At 72.4% G+C, this 21,554-nt stretch carries 21 protein-coding genes and 1 tRNA gene; 17 read left to right on the forward strand and 5 right to left on the reverse strand.

Annotated features, from left to right (window positions below):
* The first annotated feature begins 76 nt into the window (after positions 1-76).
* The 3 genes from pdhA to ACPYN4_RS03645 are packed head-to-tail and all read left to right on the forward strand — an operon-like array spanning position 77 to position 3,653.
* Positions 77-1,198 (forward strand): pyruvate dehydrogenase (acetyl-transferring) E1 component subunit alpha, encoded by a 1,122-nt coding sequence (pdhA, locus tag ACPYN4_RS03635; protein ID WP_287271497.1) that lies wholly within the window; start codon positions 77-79, stop codon positions 1,196-1,198.
* On the forward strand, positions 1,195-2,205 hold the full coding sequence (locus tag ACPYN4_RS03640) for an alpha-ketoacid dehydrogenase subunit beta (protein ID WP_287271496.1): 1,011 nt from the start codon (positions 1,195-1,197) through the stop codon (positions 2,203-2,205). Before pdhA ends, ACPYN4_RS03640 begins: the two co-directional genes overlap by 4 nt.
* Complete coding sequence (locus ACPYN4_RS03645; RefSeq protein WP_287271494.1) at positions 2,202-3,653, forward strand: dihydrolipoamide acetyltransferase family protein; 1,452 nt, start codon at positions 2,202-2,204, stop codon at positions 3,651-3,653. Before ACPYN4_RS03640 ends, ACPYN4_RS03645 begins: the two co-directional genes overlap by 4 nt.
* Before the next feature lie 6 nt (positions 3,654-3,659).
* Here the strand turns inward: ACPYN4_RS03645 and ACPYN4_RS03650 are convergent, their stop codons facing one another.
* Positions 3,660-4,271, reverse strand: coding sequence for a TetR/AcrR family transcriptional regulator (locus ACPYN4_RS03650; protein WP_287271492.1), 612 nt, complete (start codon positions 4,269-4,271; stop codon positions 3,660-3,662).
* Positions 4,272-4,388: 117 nt separating this feature from the next.
* Between ACPYN4_RS03650 and ACPYN4_RS03655 the strand changes: the two genes are divergently transcribed.
* Genes ACPYN4_RS03655 through ACPYN4_RS03665 form a run of 3 tightly spaced genes read left to right on the forward strand, consistent with a single transcriptional unit; the run spans position 4,389 to position 6,888 of the window.
* On the forward strand, positions 4,389-5,591 hold the full coding sequence (locus ACPYN4_RS03655; protein WP_287271490.1) for an acyl-CoA dehydrogenase family protein: 1,203 nt from the start codon (positions 4,389-4,391) through the stop codon (positions 5,589-5,591).
* Complete coding sequence (locus ACPYN4_RS03660; protein WP_239282230.1) at positions 5,588-6,076, forward strand: MaoC family dehydratase; 489 nt, start codon at positions 5,588-5,590, stop codon at positions 6,074-6,076. Before ACPYN4_RS03655 ends, ACPYN4_RS03660 begins: the two co-directional genes overlap by 4 nt.
* Positions 6,073-6,888 (forward strand): HpcH/HpaI aldolase/citrate lyase family protein, encoded by an 816-nt coding sequence (locus tag ACPYN4_RS03665; protein ID WP_287271488.1) that lies wholly within the window; start codon positions 6,073-6,075, stop codon positions 6,886-6,888. The genes ACPYN4_RS03660 and ACPYN4_RS03665 overlap by 4 nt, the downstream gene beginning before the upstream one ends.
* Before the next feature lie 22 nt (positions 6,889-6,910).
* On the opposite strand, the gene ACPYN4_RS03670 is transcribed toward ACPYN4_RS03665, so the two are convergent.
* Entirely contained in the window at positions 6,911-7,519 is a 609-nt protein-coding gene (locus ACPYN4_RS03670) for a histidine phosphatase family protein (RefSeq protein WP_287271487.1), read from the reverse strand.
* Positions 7,520-7,547: 28 nt separating this feature from the next.
* Positions 7,548-8,396, reverse strand: coding sequence for a Sir2 family NAD-dependent protein deacetylase (locus ACPYN4_RS03675; protein ID WP_287271485.1), 849 nt, complete (start codon positions 8,394-8,396; stop codon positions 7,548-7,550).
* A gap of 74 nt (positions 8,397-8,470) precedes the next feature.
* Here ACPYN4_RS03675 and ACPYN4_RS03680 point away from each other — a divergent pair, with 74 nt between their 5' ends.
* Positions 8,471-9,283 (forward strand): TrmH family RNA methyltransferase, encoded by an 813-nt coding sequence (locus tag ACPYN4_RS03680; RefSeq protein WP_239282226.1) that lies wholly within the window; start codon positions 8,471-8,473, stop codon positions 9,281-9,283.
* A gap of 128 nt (positions 9,284-9,411) precedes the next feature.
* Here the strand turns inward: ACPYN4_RS03680 and ACPYN4_RS03685 are convergent, their stop codons facing one another.
* Positions 9,412-10,284, reverse strand: coding sequence for an SGNH/GDSL hydrolase family protein (locus ACPYN4_RS03685; protein ID WP_287271483.1), 873 nt, complete (start codon positions 10,282-10,284; stop codon positions 9,412-9,414).
* A gap of 77 nt (positions 10,285-10,361) precedes the next feature.
* Between ACPYN4_RS03685 and ACPYN4_RS03690 the strand changes: the two genes are divergently transcribed.
* The 5 genes from ACPYN4_RS03690 (at position 10,362) to ACPYN4_RS03710 (ending at position 15,809) form a co-directional block, all read left to right on the forward strand.
* Positions 10,362-12,206 (forward strand): DEAD/DEAH box helicase, encoded by a 1,845-nt coding sequence (locus ACPYN4_RS03690; protein ID WP_424445637.1) that lies wholly within the window; start codon positions 10,362-10,364, stop codon positions 12,204-12,206.
* Positions 12,207-12,320: 114 nt separating this feature from the next.
* Positions 12,321-13,400: a VIT1/CCC1 transporter family protein gene (locus tag ACPYN4_RS03695; protein ID WP_287271512.1), complete on the forward strand. Its 1,080-nt coding sequence runs from the start codon at positions 12,321-12,323 to the stop codon at positions 13,398-13,400.
* An 89-nt stretch (positions 13,401-13,489) separates the two neighbouring features.
* Positions 13,490-13,574, forward strand: a tRNA-Leu gene (locus ACPYN4_RS03700).
* A gap of 83 nt (positions 13,575-13,657) precedes the next feature.
* The gene (locus ACPYN4_RS03705) at positions 13,658-14,968 is read left to right on the forward strand and encodes a M20/M25/M40 family metallo-hydrolase (RefSeq protein ID WP_287271479.1); all 1,311 of its coding nucleotides are present in this window, start codon (positions 13,658-13,660) and stop codon (positions 14,966-14,968) included.
* A gap of 10 nt (positions 14,969-14,978) precedes the next feature.
* A complete protein-coding gene (locus ACPYN4_RS03710; protein ID WP_076690931.1) occupies positions 14,979-15,809 on the forward strand; it encodes an undecaprenyl-diphosphate phosphatase in 831 nt (276 codons plus the stop codon).
* Here the strand turns inward: ACPYN4_RS03710 and ACPYN4_RS03715 are convergent.
* Positions 15,803-16,666 carry a PAC2 family protein gene (locus ACPYN4_RS03715; protein WP_239282222.1) on the reverse strand — a complete coding sequence of 288 codons (864 nt, stop codon included), beginning with the start codon at positions 16,664-16,666 and terminating at the stop codon, positions 15,803-15,805. The two genes, ACPYN4_RS03710 and ACPYN4_RS03715, sit on opposite strands and share 7 nt — an antisense overlap.
* A gap of 127 nt (positions 16,667-16,793) precedes the next feature.
* Between ACPYN4_RS03715 and ACPYN4_RS03720 the strand changes: the two genes are divergently transcribed.
* Genes ACPYN4_RS03720 through ACPYN4_RS03740 form a run of 5 tightly spaced genes read left to right on the forward strand, consistent with a single transcriptional unit; the run spans position 16,794 to position 21,504 of the window.
* Positions 16,794-17,486, forward strand: a complete 693-nt coding sequence (locus ACPYN4_RS03720; RefSeq protein WP_424445638.1) for an HAD family hydrolase — start codon at positions 16,794-16,796, stop codon at positions 17,484-17,486.
* A complete protein-coding gene (locus ACPYN4_RS03725) occupies positions 17,483-18,556 on the forward strand; it encodes a tRNA (adenine-N1)-methyltransferase (RefSeq protein WP_424445639.1) in 1,074 nt (357 codons plus the stop codon). The genes ACPYN4_RS03720 and ACPYN4_RS03725 overlap by 4 nt, the downstream gene beginning before the upstream one ends.
* Positions 18,557-18,560: 4 nt before the next feature.
* Positions 18,561-19,511: an FKBP-type peptidyl-prolyl cis-trans isomerase gene (locus ACPYN4_RS03730; RefSeq protein WP_287269469.1), complete on the forward strand. Its 951-nt coding sequence runs from the start codon at positions 18,561-18,563 to the stop codon at positions 19,509-19,511.
* Between the two features lie 32 nt (positions 19,512-19,543).
* A complete protein-coding gene (locus tag ACPYN4_RS03735) occupies positions 19,544-20,545 on the forward strand; it encodes a helix-turn-helix transcriptional regulator (protein ID WP_287269466.1) in 1,002 nt (333 codons plus the stop codon).
* Positions 20,542-21,504, forward strand: a complete 963-nt coding sequence (locus tag ACPYN4_RS03740; protein ID WP_239282613.1) for a helix-turn-helix transcriptional regulator — start codon at positions 20,542-20,544, stop codon at positions 21,502-21,504. Before ACPYN4_RS03735 ends, ACPYN4_RS03740 begins: the two co-directional genes overlap by 4 nt.
* Positions 21,505-21,554 lie beyond the last annotated feature (50 nt).

A 21,554-nucleotide genomic window follows, 5' to 3' on the forward strand; every position in this document is an offset into this window, starting at 1 on the left:
TGAACCGGCGACGAGGCCGGTCCCGGACGCGGTCGCGCTCCACAAGAGCGCGCGCGGCGACCAGAGAGGGATCACAATGGTGTACACCCTGACCACCGACGAAGCGATGACGGCGCTGGACGACACGGCGCGTCTGCTCACCCCCGAGGGGCGGCGCATCGCCGATCCCCGGCTCGACCGCTGGGTCGAGGACATCGACGGCGCGGCGCTTCGCGCCCTGTACCGCGACATGGCCATCGTGCGACGGATGGACGCCGAGGGCGTCGCCCTCCAGCGGCAGGGCCACCTCGGCCTGTGGGCGCCCGCGCAGGGCCAGGAGGCCGTCCAGGTCGGCACCGCCCGGGCGTGCCGCGACGACGACTTCCTGTTCCCGAGCTATCGCGAATGCGGCGTGACGATCGTCCGCGGCGGCGCACCGGCCGACCTCGTGCTCGCGTGGCGCGGCGAGGTGCACGCCACCTACGATCCGTACGCGCTGAACCTCGCCAACCCGCAGATCATCATCGGTGCGCAGAGCCTGCACGCCGTCGGCTACGCCATGGGCATCCAGCGCGACGGCACCGACCAGGCCGCCGTCGCCTACTTCGGCGACGGTGCGACCAGCCAGGGCGATGTCAACGAGGCGATGGTGTTCGCCTCCTCGTTCCAGGCACCCGTCGTCTTCGTCTGCTCCAACAACCAGTGGGCGATCTCCGAGCCGGTCACCGTGCAGTCCCGGTTCCCCATCGCCGGCCGGGCGCCGGGCTTCGGCATCCCCAGCATGCGCGTCGACGGCAACGACGTGCTCGCCAGCACCGCCGCGATGCGGTGGGCCCTCGACCACGCCCGCCGCGGCGAGGGACCGGTCTTCCTCGAGATGGTCACCTACCGCATGGGCCCGCACACGACCTCCGACGACCCCACCCGTTACCGCGACCGCGACGAGGTGGAGGCGTGGCGCCAGCGCGACCCGCTGCTGCGGGTGGAGGCCTACCTGCGCGCCACCGGCGCGTGGGACGACGCGTTCGCCGCGCAGGTGACGGCGGATGCCGACGCCGACGCCGCGGCGATGCGCGAGGCCGCGCTGACCGCTGTCACCCGCCCGGCCATCGCGGTGCTCGACGACGTCTACGCCGAACCGCACACCGGCATCGACCGCCAGCGCGCGCGATTCGCCGCCTACCTCGACGGCTTCGCCGAGACGGAGCCGGCGCGATGACCGAGATCACGATGGGCAAGGCGCTCACGGCGGGGCTGCGCAGCGCCATGGGGCGCGATGACCGCGTGCTGATCATGGGCGAGGACATCGGCCGGCTGGGCGGTGTGTTCCGCATCACCGACGGCCTGCTCGACGAGTTCGGCCCGAAGCGCGTCATCGACACCCCGCTCGCCGAGTCGGGGATCGTGGGGACGGCGGTGGGGCTCGCCGTGCGCGGCTTCCGTCCCGTCGTGGAGATCCAGTTCGACGGCTTCGTCTACCCCGCCTTCGACCAGATCGTCTGCCAGGTGGCGAAGCTGCACTATCGCACGCGCGGGCGCGTGAAGATGCCGATCACGATCCGCATCCCCTGGGCGGGTGGTGTGGGGGCCGCCGAGCATCACTCCGAGTCGCCCGAGGCGTACTTCGTGCACACCGCCGGGCTGCGCGTCGTCGCGGTCTCGAACCCGCAGGACGCGTTCACCGTGCTGCAGCAGGCGATCGCGAGCGATGACCCGATCATCTTCTTCGAGCCCAAGCGCCTGTACCACGCCAAGGGGGAGGTCGACCTCGACGCCGACATCGCCGATGCGCCGCCGATGGGGCTCGCCCGCGTCGCGCGGGAAGGGGATGACGTGACGCTCGTCACCTATGGCGCCCAGGTGACGACGGCGCTGGATGCCGCGGCGGCAGCCGAGGATGAGGGGATCTCGATCGAGGTCATCGACGCACGGTCGCTCTCGCCGGTCGACTACCGGACGCTCGCGGCATCCGTCCGCAAGTCCGGCCGGCTCGTCGTCACCCACGAGGCCGGGGGAGAGGCGGGTGTCGCCGCCGAGATCATCACGAGTCTCACCGAGCAGTGCTTCCACTACCTCGAGGCCGCGCCGCAGCGCGTGACCGGGCATGACATCCCCTACCCGCCGGCGAAGCTCGAGAAGCACCAGCTGCCCGACCTCGACCGCATCCTCGACGCCGTCGATCGCGTGCTCGACCGGCCGAACAGCCTGTCGGAGGTGGCGCTGTGATCGCCGAGTTCCGGCTGCCCGACCTCGGCGAGGGACTGCCGGAGGCGGAGATCGTGCAGTGGCTCGTCGCCCGCGGCGACGAGGTGACGCTCAACCAGCCGATCGCCGAGGTCGAGACCGCGAAGGCCATCGTCGAACTGCCGTCACCGTTCGCCGGCACCGTCAGTGACCTGCACGCGGCGGCCGGCGACGTGGTCGCCGTCGGCGCGCCGCTCATTGCGATCGACGTGCCCGGCGACGCCGGGGCGCCGGCCGGCGCGGGCGGGGCCGGGAGCGCGGACCCGGCCGGGAGCGCGGACCAGACCGGCGTCACGGACCCGGCCGGCGTCACCCGCGAGACGGCGGCCGACACCGCGGCCGCGGCGGCCGACACCGACGCCACGGTTCCGAACCTCGTCGGATACGGGGCTGCTCCGCGCACCGCGGGGCGTCCGCAGCGACGCGCGCGCGCCGTGCGCGCCGCGGCGGCATCCGCATCGGCATCCGACACCGCCGTGCTCGCCGACGCGCCGCACGATGTCGTCGCGCCTGCCCCGACCGAGGATCTCCGCCACGAGCGTCCCCGTTCCACGCCCCCCGTCCGCGCCTACGCGAAGGAGCGGGGTGTCGATCTGGCGCTCGTCGAGGCGTCCGGGGTGACGGGGATCATCCGCCGGGAGGACGTCGACCGCTACGCCGATGCGATGCGGGCGCAGGCGGCGGGGGCCCCCGCCACGGCCGCGCCGACCGCGCCGGGAACGCCGGGCGCGCGGGAGACCCGCATCCCCATCCGTGGCGTGCGCAAGCACACCGCCGCCGCGATGGTGCAGAGCGCCTTCACCGCACCGCACGTGACGACCTTCCTGGAGGTCGATGTCACCGAGACCGTGCGGCTCGTCGCAGACCTCCGCGCCGATCGGCGCCTCAACGGCCATCGCATCGGCATCCTCGCCGTCGCCGCGAAGGCCGCCTGCCTGGCGCTGCGCGCTGAACCGTCGCTCAACGCCCGCTGGGACGGGCCGGCCGGGGAGATCGTGCAGTTCCACTATGTGAACCTCGGCATCGCCGCGGCGACCGAGCGCGGCCTCGTCGTGCCGCACATCGCCGATGCCGACCGCCTCACGCTCGTCGAGCTCGCCGACGCGATCGGCGCGCTCGCGCAGACGGCGCGCAGCGGTCGCACCGCTCCCGGTGCGCTGTCGGGCGGCACCTTCTCGATCACCAACTTCGGCGTGTTCGGCATCGATGCGGGAACGCCGATCCTCAATCCGGGAGAGGCCGGCATCCTCGGCCTCGGGTCGGTGCGCCGACGGCCGTGGGAACACGACGGCCAGATCGTCCTGCGCGACATCGTGACGCTGAGCCTGTCGTTCGATCACCGCCTGGCCGACGGCCAGGAGGCGTCGAGGTTCCTGCGCGCGGTGGGGGACATCCTCCGCGAGCCCGGCCGTGCGATGCTGCTGAGCTGACCGGGTTCAGTGCGCGCAGAGCGCGGCGAACGCCATGTCGGACAGGATGTCGTGCACGACGGCATCCGGGGGAACGTCGTGCAGCGCCCGCACCGAGTACGGGGTCGAGTTGATGAGGCCGAATCCGGCGTGCGCGCGCACCCGCAGGTCGGTCGCGGCGCGGTCGGGGTGGACGCGCTCGAGCACCCCGATCCACAGCTCGACGTACTCGCGCTGCAGCCGCCGCACCTCGTGCCGGTCGGCGTCGCTCAGCCGGGCGAGGTCGCGGTCGTGTACGCGGATGACGTCGGCGTCGGTGACGGCGAAGTCGACGTGGAAGTCGACGAGTTCGCGCAGGCACTGCCGCGGCTCGGCGCCCTGGGCGATGACGCGTCGTCCGCCGCTGAGCAAGTCACCGCTCGCGCGCAGCAGGATCGCGCCGAGGAGCGCGCGCTTGCTCGAGAAGTGGCGGTACACCGCGGGCCCGGTGATCCCGACGGCCGCGCCGAGATCCTCCAGACTGACCCCGTCGAAGCCGTGCGCGGCGAACAGGCGGGCGGCCTCACGCAGCAGCGCACCGTGGCGCTCGGCCTTCGCGCGGTCGCGCGGCGTCGCAGCGTCGGGGGGACGCGTTGTCATTTCAGTTAATCCTCGCTAACCTCGTGACTTGGGTTAGTGAACACTAACCCATCGCAATGCGCGCACGCCAGGAGCGCTGGCGGGCCGTTATACGACCGCGACATCAAGGGAGATGACATGGGCGTGCTGGACCTATCCGCCTACGGACTGAGCGACGAAGAGCGCGAGCTCGCGGGTCTCGTGCGCGCCTTCGCCGACGAGCGCATCGCGCCGCAGGCCTACGAGGCCGACCGCACGAAGACCCTCCCGCTGGGGCTCGTCGCCGAGATGGGGGAGCTGGGCCTGTTCGGCCTGCCGTTCCCCGAGGAGGCCGGCGGCGTTCGCATCGGCGGGCAGGGCGGGGACTACCTCGCCCTGGGGCTGGCCATCGAGGCGATCGCCCGCGTCGACCAGTCGCTGGCGATCACCCTCGAGGCGGGGGTCAGCCTCGGCGCCATGCCGGTGTACCGGTTCGGCACCGACGCGCAGCGCGCCGAACTGCTGCCCGACCTGCTGGCCGGCCGGGCGCTGGCCGGGTTCGGCCTCACCGAGCCCGAGGCGGGGTCGGATGCCGGGGCCACCCGCACCACGGCAAGACTCGACGGCGACGAATGGGTGATCGATGGCGCGAAGCAGTTCATCACGAATTCCGGCACCGCCATCACGCGCTTCGTCACCGTGACGGCCGTCACCGGCACACGGGAGGGGCGCAAGGAGATCTCCACGATCATCGTGCCCGCCGGCACCGCGGGGTTCATCGTCGGTGCGCCGTACGACAAGGTCGGCTGGCACGCGTCGGACACCCACCCGCTGACCTTCGAGGGGGCGCGGGTGCCGGCGGAGAACCTCCTCGGGGAGCGCGGTCGCGGATTCGCGAACTTCCTCAGCATCCTGGATGAAGGACGCATCGCCATCGCCGCGCTGTCCGCGGGGGCCGCCGAGGGGTGCCTCGAGGCGGCGCTGGACTACGCCGACAGCCGCATCGTGTTCGGCGAGCGCCTGGGGTCGCGCCAGTCCATCCAGTTCATGCTCGCGCGCATGCAGCAGCGTGTGCACACCGCGCGGCTGGCCTGGCTGCACGCCGCCCGTCTGCGCGACGCCGGGCAGCCGTTCGGGACGGCGGCGGCCCTCGCCAAGCTCACCGCAAGCGACGCCGCGATGGACAACGCCCGCGACGCGACGCAGATCTTCGGCGGCAACGGCTTCATGAACGCGTACCCCGTCGCGCGCCACTACCGCGACTCGAAGATCCTGGAGATCGGCGAGGGGACCAGCGAAGTGCAGCTGCTGGTCATCTCGCGCGCGCTGGGCCTGGACGCGGGGCGTAGCGTGAAGGCATGAGCGACATCGTCCAGCGGGGCCTGTACCTCGAGGAGTTCGTCGTCGGCGCGACCTACCGGCACACGCCCGGGCGCACGGCGACCGAGGCCGACAACGTCCTCTTCTCCTCGCTCACGATGAACACGCAGGCGCTGCACCTCGATGCCGCCTACGCGGCCACCCAGCCCTTCGGACAGCGGCTCATGAACTCGATGTGGACGCTCGCGACGATGGTGGGAGCCTCCGTCACCCAGCTCACGCAGGGGACGCTCGTCGCGCAACTCGGCCTCAGCGACATCTCGTTCCCGCATCCGCTGTTCGCGGGGGACACGCTGTACACCTCGACGGAGATCCTTGCGGCGCGGCCATCGGCGTCGCGGCCCGGTCAGGGCGTCGTGACCATGCGCCACACCGGGCGCAACCAGGACGACGTGATGGTCGCGGTGGCGACGCGGGTCGCGCTCATGTGGCAGGCCCCCGGCACTGCCGTGGAGGTCGAGTCGTGAGCCGCTTCACGCTGGGTCCCGCGCTGCTGTTCTGCCCCGCCGATCGGCCCGACCGGTTCGCCAAAGCGGCCGCCCGGGCCGACGCCGTGATCCTCGACCTGGAAGACGCCGTCGCTCCCGACGCCAAGACGGCGGCGCGGGGCGCGCTCATCGACGCGCATCTGGACCCCGAACGCGTCATCGTCCGCGTGAACCCGATCGACTCCGATGCGTTCGCCGCCGACATGGCGACGCTGTCGCAGACGGACTACCGGCGCATCATGCTCGCCAAGGCCCAGTCGCCGAAGCGGATCGCGCGGCTCGATCCGCGGTTCGAGGTGATCGCGCTGTGCGAGACGGCGCGGGGCGTCGTCGCCGCCGAGCGCATCGCCGCGCAGGACAACGTCGTCGCGCTCATGTGGGGCGCGGAGGACATCGTCGCCTCCCTCGGCGGGACCTCCAGTCGCACGGACCGTAAGGACCGCCGCTACCGCGATGTCGCCCGGCACGCGCGCTCCCGTGTGCTGCTGGCCGCCGGCGCCGCCGGGAAGGCGGCGATCGACGCCGTGCACCTCGACATCGACGACGAGAAAGGGCTGCGCCGCGAGGCGGAGGATGCCGCCGCGAGCGGCTTCACCGCCACCGCGTGCATTCACCCCGCACAGGTCGACATCGTCCGCGCGGCGTACCGCCCCGACGCGGCGACGCTGTCGTGGGCGCGCGAGGTGCTCGAGGCCGCGCGCGGCGAGCGCGGGGTGTTCCGGTTCGCCGGACGCATGATCGACGAGCCCGTCCTGCGCCACGCTCGCGCCATCGTCGCGCGCGCGGACTGAGGGCGCGCGCCGCGGCGACGTCTCAGCGGACGGGTGTCCCGACGTAGGAGCGCATGCTGAGACGATCGCGTTCGACGAGGAAGGTGTGCGCGGAGCCGTTCGGCAGCCGCTCTCCGACGTGCGGGAACTCACCCGCCGAGGCGTGGCGGATGACCTCGCGGATGAGCGCGCCGTGGGCGACCACGACGACGGTCGGCGCGGCGGGGGCGGTCGCGCGGCGGGCGTCGCGGATGACCCGCTGGATGCCGGCGAGCGCGCGACGGCGCACATCCGGCCAGCTCTCCGCGTTCGGCACCTCGGCGGTGTGCCAGTCGCCCCAGCGGGCGTGGAACTCGCTGTCGGTGATGCCCTCGGCATCCCCGTACGAACGCTCCCGCAGCTGCGGGTACGTGCGCGGTTCGGCGACCCCCACGGTCGTCGCGATGATCCGCGCCGTTTCGTGCGCCCGCGACAGGTCGCTCGAGGCGATGACGACGGGGCCATCGCCGGCGAGTTCGTCGCGCAGGCGCTCGGCGGTCTCGCGGGCCTGCGTGCGCCCGTTCTCGTTGAGCGGGATGTCGGTCGAACCCTGGATGCGGCGCTGCGCGTTCCAGTCGGTCTCGCCGTGGCGCACGAGGATGAGGGAGGTCACCCCTCGAGCCTAGGCGAGCCGGTCGGGGTCAGCGTCCGGGCAGGTCCTGTGCCAGCCGCCGCAGCACCTCGCTCGTGCCGGCGTCGATCTTGACGGTCGCGTGGCCGTCGCCGCGGGTCTGACCGCGGTTGACGATGACGATGGGCAGCTTCCGGCGCCGCGCGCGTTCGAGCAGACGGATGCCGGAGTTCACGACCAGCGATGAGCCGGCGACCAGCAGCGCGTCGCTGGCGTGCACGAGCTGCTCGGCCTCGGCGAACTTCGCGACGGGGATGTACTCCCCGAAGAACACGACGTCGGGCTTGAGCATCCCGCCGCAGACGCTGCAGTCCGGAACGACGAATCCGTCGCTGGACGAGGGGAGCACATCGCCGTCGGGGCCGAGCTCGACGGCGTCGGGGATCGCGATCCACGGGTTGTTGGCTTCGACCCGCGCGGCCAGGTCGCGGCGGTCGAACACCTGTCCGCAGTGGGTGCACAGGACGCGCCGCATGGTGCCGTGCAGCTCGACGACACGGCGGCTGCCGGCGCGCACGTGCAGGCCGTCGACGTTCTGGGTGATGATGCCGGTCGCTACGCCGGCCGTTTCGAGGGCGGCGAGTGCCTCGTGGCCGGCGTTGGGCCGGGCGGCGGCGAAGGCGCGCCAGCCGAGGTGGCTGCCGACCCAGTAGCGGCGGCGCGCGGCATCGCTGGAGAGGAACTGCTGCGCGGTCATGGGCGTGCGCACCGGAGCGCCCTTGCCGCGGTAGTCGGGAATGCCGGAGTCGGTCGAGACGCCCGCGCCGGTGAGCACCGCGAGGCGCCGACCGGCGAGAACGTCGACGGCGTGGCCGACGGCCGCGTCGGTCGCGGCATCCTGCGTGAGTACGGTCGACATGGCACCCCCTCTCACGCCCGAGCCTACGCCGCGTCGTTTTCCGGGATGTTACGCGCCGTGCCAGCATGGGGCGCATGCCCGTGCTGAGGATCGACGATGCGGCCGACGAGCGCCTGGCCGACTACCGCGATCTGACCGACGTCGCGCTGCGGCGGACGCTCGAGCCGGCAGGCGGTCTCTATATCGCCGAGTCGGCGAAGGTGATCACGCGCGCGCTCGCCGCCGGTCATCGGCCGCGCTCGATCCTCGTGCAGGAGAAGTGGCTCGACGATGTGCGCACGCTCGCCGGAGACGCGCCGATCTACGTCGTGACCGATGCCGTGGCCGAGCGCCTGACCGGGTACGCCGTGCACCGCGGCGCGCTCGCCGCGATGCACCGCCCGGCGCTGCCGTCGCTGGCCGAGGTGGTCGCCGACGCGCGCCTCGTGCTCGTGCTGGAGGACATCGTCGATCACACGAACGTGGGAGCGGCCTTCCGGGCCGCCGCCGGTCTCGGCGCCGACGCGGTGGTCGTCTCGCCCCGCTGCGCGGATCCGCTGTACCGCCGGAGCGTGCGGGTGAGCATGGGGACGGTGTTCCAGGTGCCGTGGACGCGGATGACGGAAGGCCCCGGCGGCCCGTGGCGGGCTGCCCGCGAGGAGCTGCACGACGCCGGCATCCACCTCGCCGCGCTTGCCCTCGCGGACGACGCCGTGCCGCTCGACGAGTTCGCCGCCGACCGGCCCGAGCGGGTCGCTCTGGTGCTCGGCACGGAGGGCGACGGCCTGTCGCGTCGCGCGCAGGAAGCCGCCGACACCGTCGTGACGATCCCGATGGCCGGGGGAGTGGACTCGCTCAACGTCGCATCCGCGGCCGCCGTCGCCCTCTGGGCGTTGCGCACGCCCTGACGCTCGCCGTCCTACCGCCGGCCGAATCCTCACCCCTGCACCGAACCCTCACTCCTGTGCGCGCTCAGGCGTCAGGGTTCGGCCGGGGGATAAGGGTTCGGCGAGAGGGAGAGGAGAGGTCAGGGGCGTCAGGCGGGGTGTCCGGGGTCCGCGGTGCGATCCTGCGCGGGCGCCTCGACGATCACCGGCAGCGGCTCGGGGCGCTTGGCGGTGATGTGATCGCCGGAGGACTGGTGGCGCAGGCGCCGCAGCACCCACGGCACGAGGTGCGTGCGCGCCCACACCAGGTCGTTCGCGCGCGCCTGGCGCCACGTGAGCGTCGGCAGCGGATCGGGCTGCATCGGCTGCAGGTCGTTCGGCACGTTGAGGGCGCGCAGCACCATGCGTGCGACCTCGTGGTGGCCGAGCGCGTTGTAGTGCAGGCGGTCGTCGTCGAAGAACCGCATGTCCTGCACCTCCTTGAGCGCCCACTGGTCGGCGACGATGCAGTCGTAGCGCTCCGCGATGGCGCGGATGTTCTCGTTGTAGATCGCGACCCGACCCCGGATGCCGCGGAAAACGGGCGTGAACTCGGTGTCGATCCCGGTGAAGACGACGAGCGTGGCGCCCTGGGAGCTCAGCCGCGCGACGGCGTCTTCGAACTGCTGGGCGACCGCGTCGGGGTCGCTCCCGGGTCGGATGACGTCGTTGCCGCCGGCGGAGAACGTGATGAGGTCGGGGTTGAGCGCCAGCGCGGGCTCGATCTGGTCGGCGACGATCTGACCGATGAGCTTGCCGCGGACGGCGAGGTTGGCGTAGGCGAAGTCCTCCACCTGGCTGCCCAGCACCTCCGCGACGCGGTCGGCCCAGCCGCGGTGGCCGTCGACCGTTCCGGGGATGGGGTCGCCGATGCCCTCCGTGAAGGAATCGCCGATCGCGACCATGCGGCGCCAGGGGTGGGCGCTCTCGTTGGGCACGTACGGCGAGCGGTGCTCGTCCGGTGTCGGGGTGTTGCGGGGCATGTCTCTCCTGACTCGTGGCCTGTTCGAGGCTACCCGCCCGGCCGTCATGGGGGTGGGGTGATTTAAGGTGGTCACTCGTGGACGGGGCGGACGAGCGGCAGCAGGAGCACTTCGGCAGCTTCGCCGCAGAGCACCTCTCGCCCGCGTTCCCGCAGCGCGCACCGTGGGGAACGGCGCAGAATCTCCGCGCCTGGCAGGCCGAGGCGCTCGAGGCGTACTTCGCCGCCGACGGACCGGACGGGGTCGGCAAGGGGCCGCGCGATTTCCTCGCCGCCGCGACCCCCGGCGCCGGAAAGACGACGTTCGCGCTGCGCCTGGCATCCGAGCTGCTGCGTCGCGGCGTCGTCGACCGCATCATCGTCGTCGCTCCCACCGAGCATCTGAAGACGCAGTGGGCCGATGCCGCGGCGCGCGTCGGCATCCGGCTGGACCCGCGCTTCAGCAACCGGCAGCACGCGCCCGCCCGCCACTTCCACGGCATCGCCGTCACGTACGCGCAGGTCGCGGTGAAGGCGTCGGTCCACCAGCGCCTCACGATGGATTCTCGGGCGCTCGTCATCCTCGACGAGGTGCACCACGGCGGTGACGCGCTCAGCTGGGGCGATGCGCTGCGCGAAGCGTACGGCCGGGCGACGCGGCGGCTGCTCCTGTCGGGCACCCCGTTCCGCAGCGACACGGCACCCATCCCGTTCGTGGAGTACCACCCGAACGAGAAGGGCATCCGCCTCTCGCGCACCGACTACAACTACGGCTACGGGCGGGCGCTCGCCGACGGCGTCGTGCGGCCGGTGCTCTTCCTCGTCTACGCCGGGAAGATGCGCTGGCGCACGAAGGCCGGCGACGAGCTCGAGGCGCACCTGGGGCAGGACAACACGAAGGACGTCACGGCGCAGGCCTGGCGCACCGCGCTCGACCCGGAGGGCGACTGGATCCCCGCCGTGCTCCGCAGCGCCGATCGGCGCCTCTCCGAAGTGCGGCAGGATGTGCCGGATGCCGGTGGCCTCGTCATCGCGACGGATCAGACCGCCGCCCGGGCCTACGCCGCGATCCTCCGCGAGATCACGGGGGAGCAACCCGCTGTCGTCCTCTCCGACGACAAGGCCGCGTCGGGGCGCATCGAGACGTTCGCGAACGCGACGACGCGGTGGATGGTCGCCGTCCGCATGGTGTCGGAGGGCGTCGACGTGCCGCGACTGGCCGTCGGCGTGTACGCGACCAGCGCGTCGACGCCGCTGTTCTTCGCGCAGGCCATCGGCCGTTTCGTGCGAGCCCGGCGGCGCGGCGAGTCGGCATCCGTCTTCCTGCCCCACGTGCCGCAGCTGCTGAACCTCGCCGGCGAGATGGAGCGCGAGCGCGACCACGCCCTCGACCGCGAAGCCGGAGATGACGACGGCCTCGAGGACACGCTGCTGGCCGAGGCCGAGCGCGAGGAGAAGGCGTCCGACGAGCTCGAGCAGGAGTTCAGCTATCAGGCCCTCGGCTCGGTCGCCCACTTCGACCGCGTGCTGTACGACGGCAAGGAGTTCGGGCAGCTGGCCGTGCCCGGAACGCCCGAGGAGGAGGAGTTCCTGGGGCTGCCGGGCCTGCTCGAGCCCGAGCACGTCCACGAGCTGCTCATGCAGCGCCAATCGCGGCAGAGCCGCCACCGGCGGTCGCGCGAGGCGCGGGAGGGGGCTGCCGCCGACGCGGGCGGGACGGAAGTCGGGGCCACGACCCTCCCGCCGGCGCTGCACCGCACGCTCCGCGAGCAGCGGCAGCTGCTCAACAGCCTCGTCGGGCTCTATGCGCGACAGAGCGGCGAGCCGCACGGCGCCGTGCACGCCGAGCTGCGGCGGGTCTGCGGTGGGCCGGAGGTCGCGCGTGCCACGGTCGCGCAGCTGCAGGCGCGCATCGAGGTGCTGCGCCGGCGCGTGCACAGCTGACGTCGCTCCGGGCGGCACGCGCGGTGGCCGCGGAGGTTCGGATCTCCGAAATGCTGGCAATCCCGGCATCCGCCCCCGCGGGTCGCACGTCGGGGCTAGCGTGAGCGGGTGACCATGACCCCGCAGCCGACCGCGCGCGACCGCCGCCGCTGGGCGCGCTACCTCGTCGACGAGCGTGCCGAGGCGCGTGTCTACCGCGAGCTCGCGCAGCGCCGCGACGGCGAGGAGCGCGAGATCCTGACGGCGCTGGCCGACGCCGAGGGCCGGCATGAGGCGCACTGGCTCGAGCTGCTCGGCGGTGAGCCGGCCCGCCTGCCGGCCCCGAGCTTCTCGTCGCGGATGCTGGGGTGGATGGCGCGACGCTTCGGCTCGATCTTCGTGCTCGCCCTCGCGCAGAACGTCGAGGGACGCTCCCCGTACGCCGACGATCCGGACGCGACGGCCCGGATGGCAGCCGACGAGCGCGTCCACCGCGAGGTCGTGCGCGGGCTCGCGGCGCGGGGACGGCGGCAGCTGTCGGGCACGTTCCGGGCCGCCGTGTTCGGCGCGAACGACGGGCTCGTGTCGAACCTCGCGCTCGTGATGGGCATCGGCGCGACCGGCGTCGCGTCGCAGTTCGTGCTGTTCAGCGGCATCGCGGGCCTGCTCGCCGGCGCCCTGTCGATGGGCGCGGGGGAGTTCGTGTCGGTCCGCTCGCAGCGCGAGATGCTGGATGCCACGGAGCCCAGCGACTACGCCGATGCCGTGCTGCCTGACCTCGACCTCGACGCCAACGAGCTCGCGCTCGTGTACCGCACGCGCGGCATGCCCGAGGCCGAGGCCGAAGCACGGGCTCGCCGGGTGCTCGAGGCGGCGCGCAGCGCCGAGGCCGCGCCCGCAACGGGACCGGTCGCCGTGGGCGCCGGCCACGAGGTGGTCGGGAGCGCCCTCGGGGCGGCCGGGTCGAGCTTCCTGTTCTTCGCGTCCGGCGCGATCATCCCGGTGCTGCCCTGGATCTTCGGCCTGTCCGGTCTCGTCGCCGTCGTCGTCGCGCTCGTCCTCGTCGGGGCGGCGCTGCTGGCCACCGGCGCCATGGTCGGCCTGCTGTCGGGCGCACCGCCGCTGCGCCGCGGGCTGCGACAGCTCGCGATCGGATTCGGCGCCGCCGCCGTCACCTATCTGCTGGGTCTGCTGTTCGACGTGTCGGTCGGCTGAGCGTGAGCCCCCGCCGGTTCGGGGCACCCTCGCGGACGTGCTAGGCTCGATCTTCGGTTGACGCCTTCGAGGCGACAACCGACACCCATGCGCGGGTGGCGGAATAGGTAGACGCGCTAGCTTGAGGTGCTAGTGCCCGTATAGGGCGTGGGGGTTCAAGTCCCCCCTCGCGCACAGAACGACAATCAACGAAAAGGCCCCTGATCAGGGGCCTTTTCGTTTCGGTGACGAGGGTGGCGACGGAGTAGCGTGGGGCCATGCCCGTGACCGACGAGATCCCCGAGGAACTGCCCGAGGTCGCCCGCATCGCGCGGGACCTCATCCGCTTCGACACGACGAACTACGGCGAGGGCCGCAGCAACGGCGAGCGCGAAGCCGCCGAGTACGTCGGCGCGTTCCTCGAGTCCCTCGGCCTGAAGCCGGAGTTCTACGAGCCCATCCCGCGACGCACGAACCTCAGCGTCCGCGTCCCCGGGCGCGACCGCGACAAGCCGGCGCTCGTCCTCCACGGCCACCTCGACGTCGTTCCCGCCGTCGCGGCGGACTGGAGCGTCGATCCCTTCGCGGGCGTCGTCAAGGACGGAATGCTGTGGGGCCGGGGCGCGGTCGACATGAAGGACATGGACGCCATGATCCTCACCTCCGTCGCCGACCTGGTGCGGGCGGGGGAGCAGCCGGCACGCGACCTCATCGTGACGTTTTTCGCCGATGAGGAGAACGGCGGCGTCGAAGGGTCGCAGCTGGTCGTCCGGGACCGTCCGGAGTGGTTCGCCGGCGCGACCGAGGCGATCAGCGAGGTCGGCGGCTATTCGATCCCGGTCGGGGATCGTCGTGCATACCTGCTGCAGGTGGGGGAGAAGGCCCTCATCTGGCTGCGTCTGCGCGCCCGCGGCACGGCAGGTCACGGCAGCCGCTTCCACCCCGACAACGCCGTCACCCGGCTGGCCGAGGCCGTGGCCGCCCTCGGCCGCACCGCGTGGCCGATCGAGCTGACCGCCACGACCCGCCAGACGGTCGACGGGCTCGCCGCCCTCTGCGGCAAGGACCCCGCAGAACCCGACGTCGTCGCGGCGGCGACCGGGCCGGCATCCGGGTTCCTCCGTTCCACCTTCCGCACCACCACCAACCCGACCGGGCTCACCGCGGGCTACAAGCACAACGTGATCCCGGATGCCGCGGTCGCGGCGATCGACGTGCGCACCCTGCCGGGGCAGGAGGACCGCGTTCTCGCCGAGATCCAGCGGATCGTCGGCGACGACATCGAGATCGAGATCGCCCACCGCGACATCGGCTTGGAAGTGCCGTTCGCCGGCTCCCTCGTCGACGCGATGGTCGGCGCGCTCGGTCGGCACGACCCCGGCGTCCCGGTCGTTCCCTACCTGATGGGCGGCGGCACCGACAACAAGGCTCTCGCCGAGCTCGGCATCGCCGGGTACGGCTTCGCTCCGCTGCGCCTTCCCGCGGACCTCGACTTCACGGGTATGTTCCATGGGGTGGATGAGCGCGTCCCGATCGACGCCCTCGTGTTCGGCCAGCGTGTGCTGACCGATCTTCTCCGCTCGTACTGAAAGGCGCGGCATGCTGTTCGACGCGATCATCCTCGGGATCGTGCAGGGGCTCACGGAGTTCCTGCCGATCTCGTCCAGCGCCCATCTGCGCATCGTGGGCGAGCTGCTGCCGTCGGCCGAAGACCCGGGCGCGACCTTCACGGCCATCACGCAGATCGGCACGGAGCTCGCGGTCCTCGTCTACTTCTGGAAGAAGATCGTCCGCATCATCGGTCGCTGGTTCCGTTCGCTCACCGGAGCGGTGCCGCGCAACGACCCCGACGCCCGCATGGGGTGGATCGTCATCATCGGCACGATCCCGATCGGCATCCTCGGGTTCCTGTTCCAGGACGTCATCCGCGACACGTTCCGCAACCTCTGGCTCGTCGCGATCGTGCTCATCGTCTTCGGCCTCATCCTCGGCGCCGCCGACGCGCTGGGCCGCCGCACGCGCAATGAAGAGGATCTGACCTATCGTCACGGCCTCATCCTCGGCGTCGCGCAGGCGCTCGCGCTCGTGCCCGGGGTGTCGCGCTCGGGCGCGACCACGACGATGGGCCTGGCCCTGGGCTACACCCGGCCGGCCGCCGCCGAGGTCGCCTTCCTCCTGGCCGTCCCCGCCGTCTTCGGCAGCGGCCTGTACGAGCTGTTCCAGGCGATCAAGGATCCGGGCGAGCAGGTCTTCACGATGGTCGAGACCGGCGTCGCGACGGTCGTCGCGTTCGGCGTGGGGCTCGCCGTCATCGCGTTCCTCATGCAGTACCTCAAGCGCGGCAGCTTCCTGCCGTTCGTGATCTACCGCGTGCTGCTCGGCATCGTGCTCATCGTGCTCTTGAGCTTCGGGGTGCTGCAGGCCTACTGACGCCGGTCGTCGCGGCCGGGCTTGCCCGGGCCCTCGCCGCCGCGGCGGAGGTACCGTTCGAACTCCTGCGCGATCGCGTCGCCCGACGCCTCCGGAGAGTCCCACGTGTCGCGGGTCTGCTCGAGCTGGCGGATGTACTCCGTCATCTCCTCGTCCTCGGCGGCGGCCGCGTCGATCGAAGCCTCCCACGCGAGCGCCTCGGCGGGCAGTTCGCCGCGGGCGACGACGGCACCGGTGAGTGCGGTGAGACGGTCCAGCAGCGCGAGGGTCGCCTTCGGCGAGGGTGTGTGCCCGGCGACGTAGTGCGGCACGCTCGCCCACAGCGACGCGCACGGGATGCCGGCCTCCTCGGCGGCGGCGGCGAGCACTGAGAGGATGCCGGCGGGTCCCTCGTAGGTCGGCTTCTCCAGGCCTAGCGCCGTGCGGAGGCGGTCGTTGTCGCTGCCGGCGAAGACGGAGATCGGCCGGGTGTGCGGCACATCCGACATCATCGAGCCGAGCGCGACGATGCCCGTGATGTCCTCACTCAGCGCCGCGTCGATCAGCTCCGCCGCGAACGCCTGCCACGCCCGTGCGGGCTCCACGCCGGACAGCAGCCACAGGCGGGCGTCCTCCGACGGATGCAGGGGCCGCCACAGCGTCGCGTCGGGCCAGGTCAGGGTGCGCGAGCCGTCGGCATCCAACCGGATCTGCGGGCGCGTGTACTGGTAGTCGAAGTACAGCTCGGGGTCGACGGAGAAGACCTCGCGATAGGCACCCGACTCGCGGATGTGGGCCACGGCCGCAGAGGCGGCTTCGCCCGCGTCGTTCCAGCCATCGAACGCCACGACCAGCACCCGCTGACCCAGTTCGTCCACGCCGCCCCTTCCGTCGGTGAACCGATCCCCCCACGATACGCGCTGAGAGCGGGAGGGGGCCGGGGCTGGCCGGGCAGGCCGGGGCTGGCCGGGCGGGCACCGGGGACGCCCCCGGTAACATGAATCGGTGAGCGCAGCCCTTCCCGCCGCCGTCCTGTGGGACATGGACGGCACCCTGGTGGACACCGAACCGTACTGGATGGCCGCGGAGACGGCGCTCGTCGAATCGTTCGGCGGCACGTGGACCCACGAGCAGGCGCTGACCCTCGTCGGCCAGGGGCTGGAGAGCTCGGCGACCATCCTGCAGGCCGCAGGCGTGCGGATGGCCGCGTCCGAGATCATCGACCACCTCACCGAGCGGGTCACGCAGACCATCGCCGAGCAGGGCAACCCGCTGCGGCCCGGTGCCGCCGAACTCCTCGCCGACCTGCGGGCGGCCGGCGTGCGGTGCGCGCTGGTGACGATGTCGCTGCGGCGCATGGCCGAACAGGTCGTCGCCCCGTTCGGCGACACGTTCGAGGTGATCGTGTCGGGCGACGACGCCACGCGACCCAAGCCCTACCCGGACGCCTACCTGCAGGCCTGCCAGGCCCTCGAGATCGCGCCCCGCGACGCCGTCGCGATCGAGGACTCGCCCACCGGCGTCCGCGCCGCCGTCGCCGCCGGGGTTCCCACCATCGGCGTGCCGCTGATGGTGTCGCTCGTCGGCGCCGGCGCCCACGCGCTGTGGCCGACCCTCGCCGGCCGCACCACGGCGGACATCGCCGCCTTCCACTCCGCCCGCCCCACCCCGCCCGCTCCCGCCGAAGGACACCGATGACCGTGGCTGACCCCGCCGACCCCGCCCAGCCCGCCCAGCCCGCCCAGCCCGCCGCGCAGGCCGACCTGCGTCCCAGCGGACCATTCCGCCTCGGCGACCGCGTGCAGCTGACGGGCCCCAAGGGGCGCCTGCACACCGTCACGCTGCGCGACGGCGGTGAGCTGCACACGCATCACGGCGTCCTCCGCCACGAGAGCATCGTCGGCCAGCCCGACGGCTCGGTCGTGACGAACTCCGGCGGGCACGAGTACCTCGCCCTGCGGCCGCTCCTGCGCGACTTCGTCATGTCGATGCCGCGCGGTGCGGCGATCGTGTACCCGAAGGATGCTGCGCAGATCCTCGCCGCGGCGGACATCTTCCCGGGTGCCACCGTCGTGGAGGCCGGCGTGGGCTCCGGCGCGCTGTCGATGTGGCTGCTGCGCGCGATCGGTCCGGCGGGCCGGCTGGTGTCCTTCGAGCGGCGCGACGAGTTCGCGCAGGTCGCCGAAGCGAACGTCGAGACCTTCTTCGGCCACCACCCGACGGCGTGGCAGGTCGTCGTCGGCGACCTCGTCGATCAGCTGCCGAACGCGGTGGCCCCGGCATCCGTCGACCGTGTCGTGCTCGACATGCTCGCCCCCTGGGAGTGCATCGACGCCGTCGCCGATGCCCTCACCCCGGGCGGCGTCGTGCTCTGCTACGTCGCCACCGCCACCCAGCTCAGCCGTGTCGCGGAGTACCTGCGCGGCACGGGGCTGTTCACCGACCCGGAGGCCACCGAGACGATGATCCGCGGCTGGCATGTCGAGGGGCTCGCGGTTCGGCCCGACCACCGGATGGTGGCGCACACCGGCTTCCTCATCACGGCGCGGCGGCTGGCTCCCGGCGCGGTGCCGCCCGATGTCCGCAAGCGCGCCCTGAAGAAGCCGTCATACGCCGACGAGGACGTCGAACTGTGGACCCCGGGCGCCGTGGGCGACCGCGAGATCACCGACAAGAACCTCCGCAAGCGCGTCCGCGAGGCCCAGCGTGCCGCCGATGGGGCGCGCACCGCGGCGGCGGGGGAGCGTGCGACGGACGACGTAGACTGATCCGGTGCGTCGCCGGATCCCTGCTGTTCTCGCCGTCCTCGGCCTGTCCGCTCTGACCCTCGCCGGGTGTGCGACGGCCTCGTTGCCCGCCGCGTGCGCGCGTCCCGCTGCCGACACCGGCGTCCTCGACGCCGTGCACGTCTCCGGTGCGCCGGGTGCGGCGCAGGTGTCGCTGGACGCACCGGTCTTCGTGCCCGAGACAGTCGCCGAAGACGAGACGGTGGGCGAGGGGATGGCCATCACCTCCGACGCGCAGGACCTCGCCTTCAGCGTCACGATCGTCGACGGCGCGACGGGCGAGAGCCTGCTGAGCGCCGGCCCGCAGGTGAACACGGTGGGCTACTGGCGTGAGCACTACGACGGCCTCGCCGACATGATGATGTGCGCTCGCGAAGGCTCGCGCGTCGTCGGCGCCGTGCCCGCGACGGCCCTGTCGACGGACGCGGCGCAGAACTGGGGCCTGAGCGAGGACGACACCATCGTGGTCGCGATGGACGTCCAGAAGGTCTACCTCGCCGCGGCGAACGGCGTGCCGCAGTACAACGACCGCCGCGGCATGCCCTCGGTCGTGCTGGCGCCCGGTGGCGAGCCCGGCATCATCATGCCGGACGCCGATCCGCCCGCCGACCTCGTCGTCGAGGTGCTGAAGAAGGGCGACGGCGCCGTCGTGACTGATGCCGACAGCATCCGCATCAAGTACACCGGCGTCACCTGGGCCGACCGCAAGGTCTTCGACTCGTCGTGGCAGAAGGGCGCCTCGGTCGCCGTCACGATGAACGGCGTCGTGCCCGGGTTCGCCCAGGCCCTCGAGGGGCAGACGGTGGGGTCGCAGATCCTCGCCGTCATCCCGCCGGAGCTCGGCTATGGAGCCGAGGGCAGCGGCACGATCCCCGGTGACGCGACGCTCGTCTTCGTCATCGACATCCTCGGCATCGACGCGCCCGCATCCTCCTGACCGGCGGCACAGCCGACACCTAGGATGGTCGGGTGGCCACCGAGACGACCCGTGCCGCGCCGGAAGAGCGCCTGGTGAATCTCGTCGTCGCGCTCATGGCGACCGAGCAGGGGCTCACCAAGCAGGCGATCCTGTCGTCGGTCGCCGGCTATCGCGAGCAGGGTGAGGCGGGCGCGTCCAAGGATGCGCTGGAGAAGATGTTCGAGCGCGACAAGGAGAACCTGCGCTCGCTCGGCATCCCCGTGGAGACGATCGGCGACTACGCCGACCCCGATGATCTGCGCGAAGCGCGCTACCGCATTCCGACGGCGGAATACGAACTGCCCGCGGACATCGACTTCACGCCGGCGGAACTCGCGGTGCTGAACCTGGCCGGAGGCGTCTGGAGCGAGAGCTCGATGTCTGCCGACGCCCGCAGCGGACTCCGCAAGATCCGCGCGCTCGGCATCGAGGTGGACGCGCCGATCATCGGCTACTCGCCGCGCATCAATCTCCGCGAGGCGTCGTTCGCGCCGCTGCAGCGGGCGATCGAGCAGGGCCGGGTCGTCGAGTTCGACTACCTCAAGGCGGGGGAGGATGCCGCGACGCGCCGTCGTATCGAGCCGTACGCGCTCGTGGAGTACGAGGCGCGCTGGCACGTGTACGGCTTCGACCTCGGCGCGCAGGACGTCCGCACCTTCCTCCTCTCGCGCATCTCCTCCGGCGTCACCGTGACCAAGACCGCGTTCGATCTCGCCCGCCGCGAGGACGCCGGCGATCGGGCGCTCGCGGGCCTCGCCGAGGTCGCCGCGCGGCAGCGCGCGCTGCTCGAGGTCGCGCCGGGCACCGAGGCGGCGCTGCGGCTGAGCCGGCGCGCCGAACCGGCGGGGCAGGGGATCGAGGTGCCCTACGTGGACGTCCACATCTTCGCCGACGAACTGGCCTCGTACGGGCCGGAGGTGCGGGTGGTCGAACCCGCAGACCTGCGCGCCCAGGTGATCGCGCGGCTGGAACGCGCCCTCGCGGCGCACACCGATCGGGGGAGCGCGTCGTGAGCGCACGCAAGCCGCTGCCGGCGACCGACCGCGCCGCGCTCATCCTGCAGCTCGTGCCGTACCTGATCGGCAAGGGCGAGGTGTCGCTCACCGAGGCGGCGGACGAGTTCGACGTCACGCCCGAGCAGATGCGCGGCATGGTCGAGAAGCTCACCGTCATCGGCCTGCCCGGTGAGGGCGGATTCTGGCAGATGGCCAACGACCTCTTCGACATCGACTGGGATCTGCTCGACGAGCAGGACCTCATCGTCATCACGAACACCGTGGGGCTCGAGCGCACACCGCGTCTGAGCGCCCGCGAAGCGGCGGCGCTGCTGGCGGGCCTGCAGGTCGCGGCGTCCCTGCCCGGCGTCGGGGACAGCGGCATCGTGCAAGGGCTGCTGGCGAAGCTCGCCCGGGGCGCCGCCGCGACACCGGCGGAGGTCATCGTCGCGCCCGAGGCCGTCGACGACGTACGGGTCGCCGTCGCGCAGGCGCTGCGCGAGGGCGTCGCGGTCTCGTTCACCTACCAGGCGCCGGATGCCGCGCCCACCACCCGCACCGTCGACCCCGTCAAGGTCCATATCGCGGGCGGTCAGTGGTACCTGCAGGGCTGGTGCCATTTGCGCGAGGCGATGCGCACATTCCACCTCGACCGGGTCTCGCAGGTGCGCCTGACCGACATCCCCAGCACCCACGGCGACGATGTCGCCCCCGCCCTGTTCGAGGCGTCCGCCGGCGACGTCGAGGTGGATGTGCGCTACCGCGCCGCGGCGGCGCCCCTCCTCGCCGACTACGTCGTCGTCGACGAGCAGGGCGGTGCCTCGGCGGTGCGCACCGCGCGCATCCGCGTCGGCGACGAGCGCAGCCTCAAGCGCGTCGCCGCGCGTCTGGGCGGCGAGCTCGAAGTGCTCGCCCCCGCCGGGGCGCGCCAGGCGGCGGCCGCCTGGGCCGAAGCGGGGCTCGCCCAGTACCGCTGACCGCGTCGGCGGGACCGCCGGGTAGACTTGTGCCACGCTTCGACGAGGGG

This window comes from Microbacterium sp. CH-015, from assembly GCF_049707015.1.
Classification (GTDB): domain Bacteria; phylum Actinomycetota; class Actinomycetes; order Actinomycetales; family Microbacteriaceae; genus Microbacterium; species Microbacterium aurum.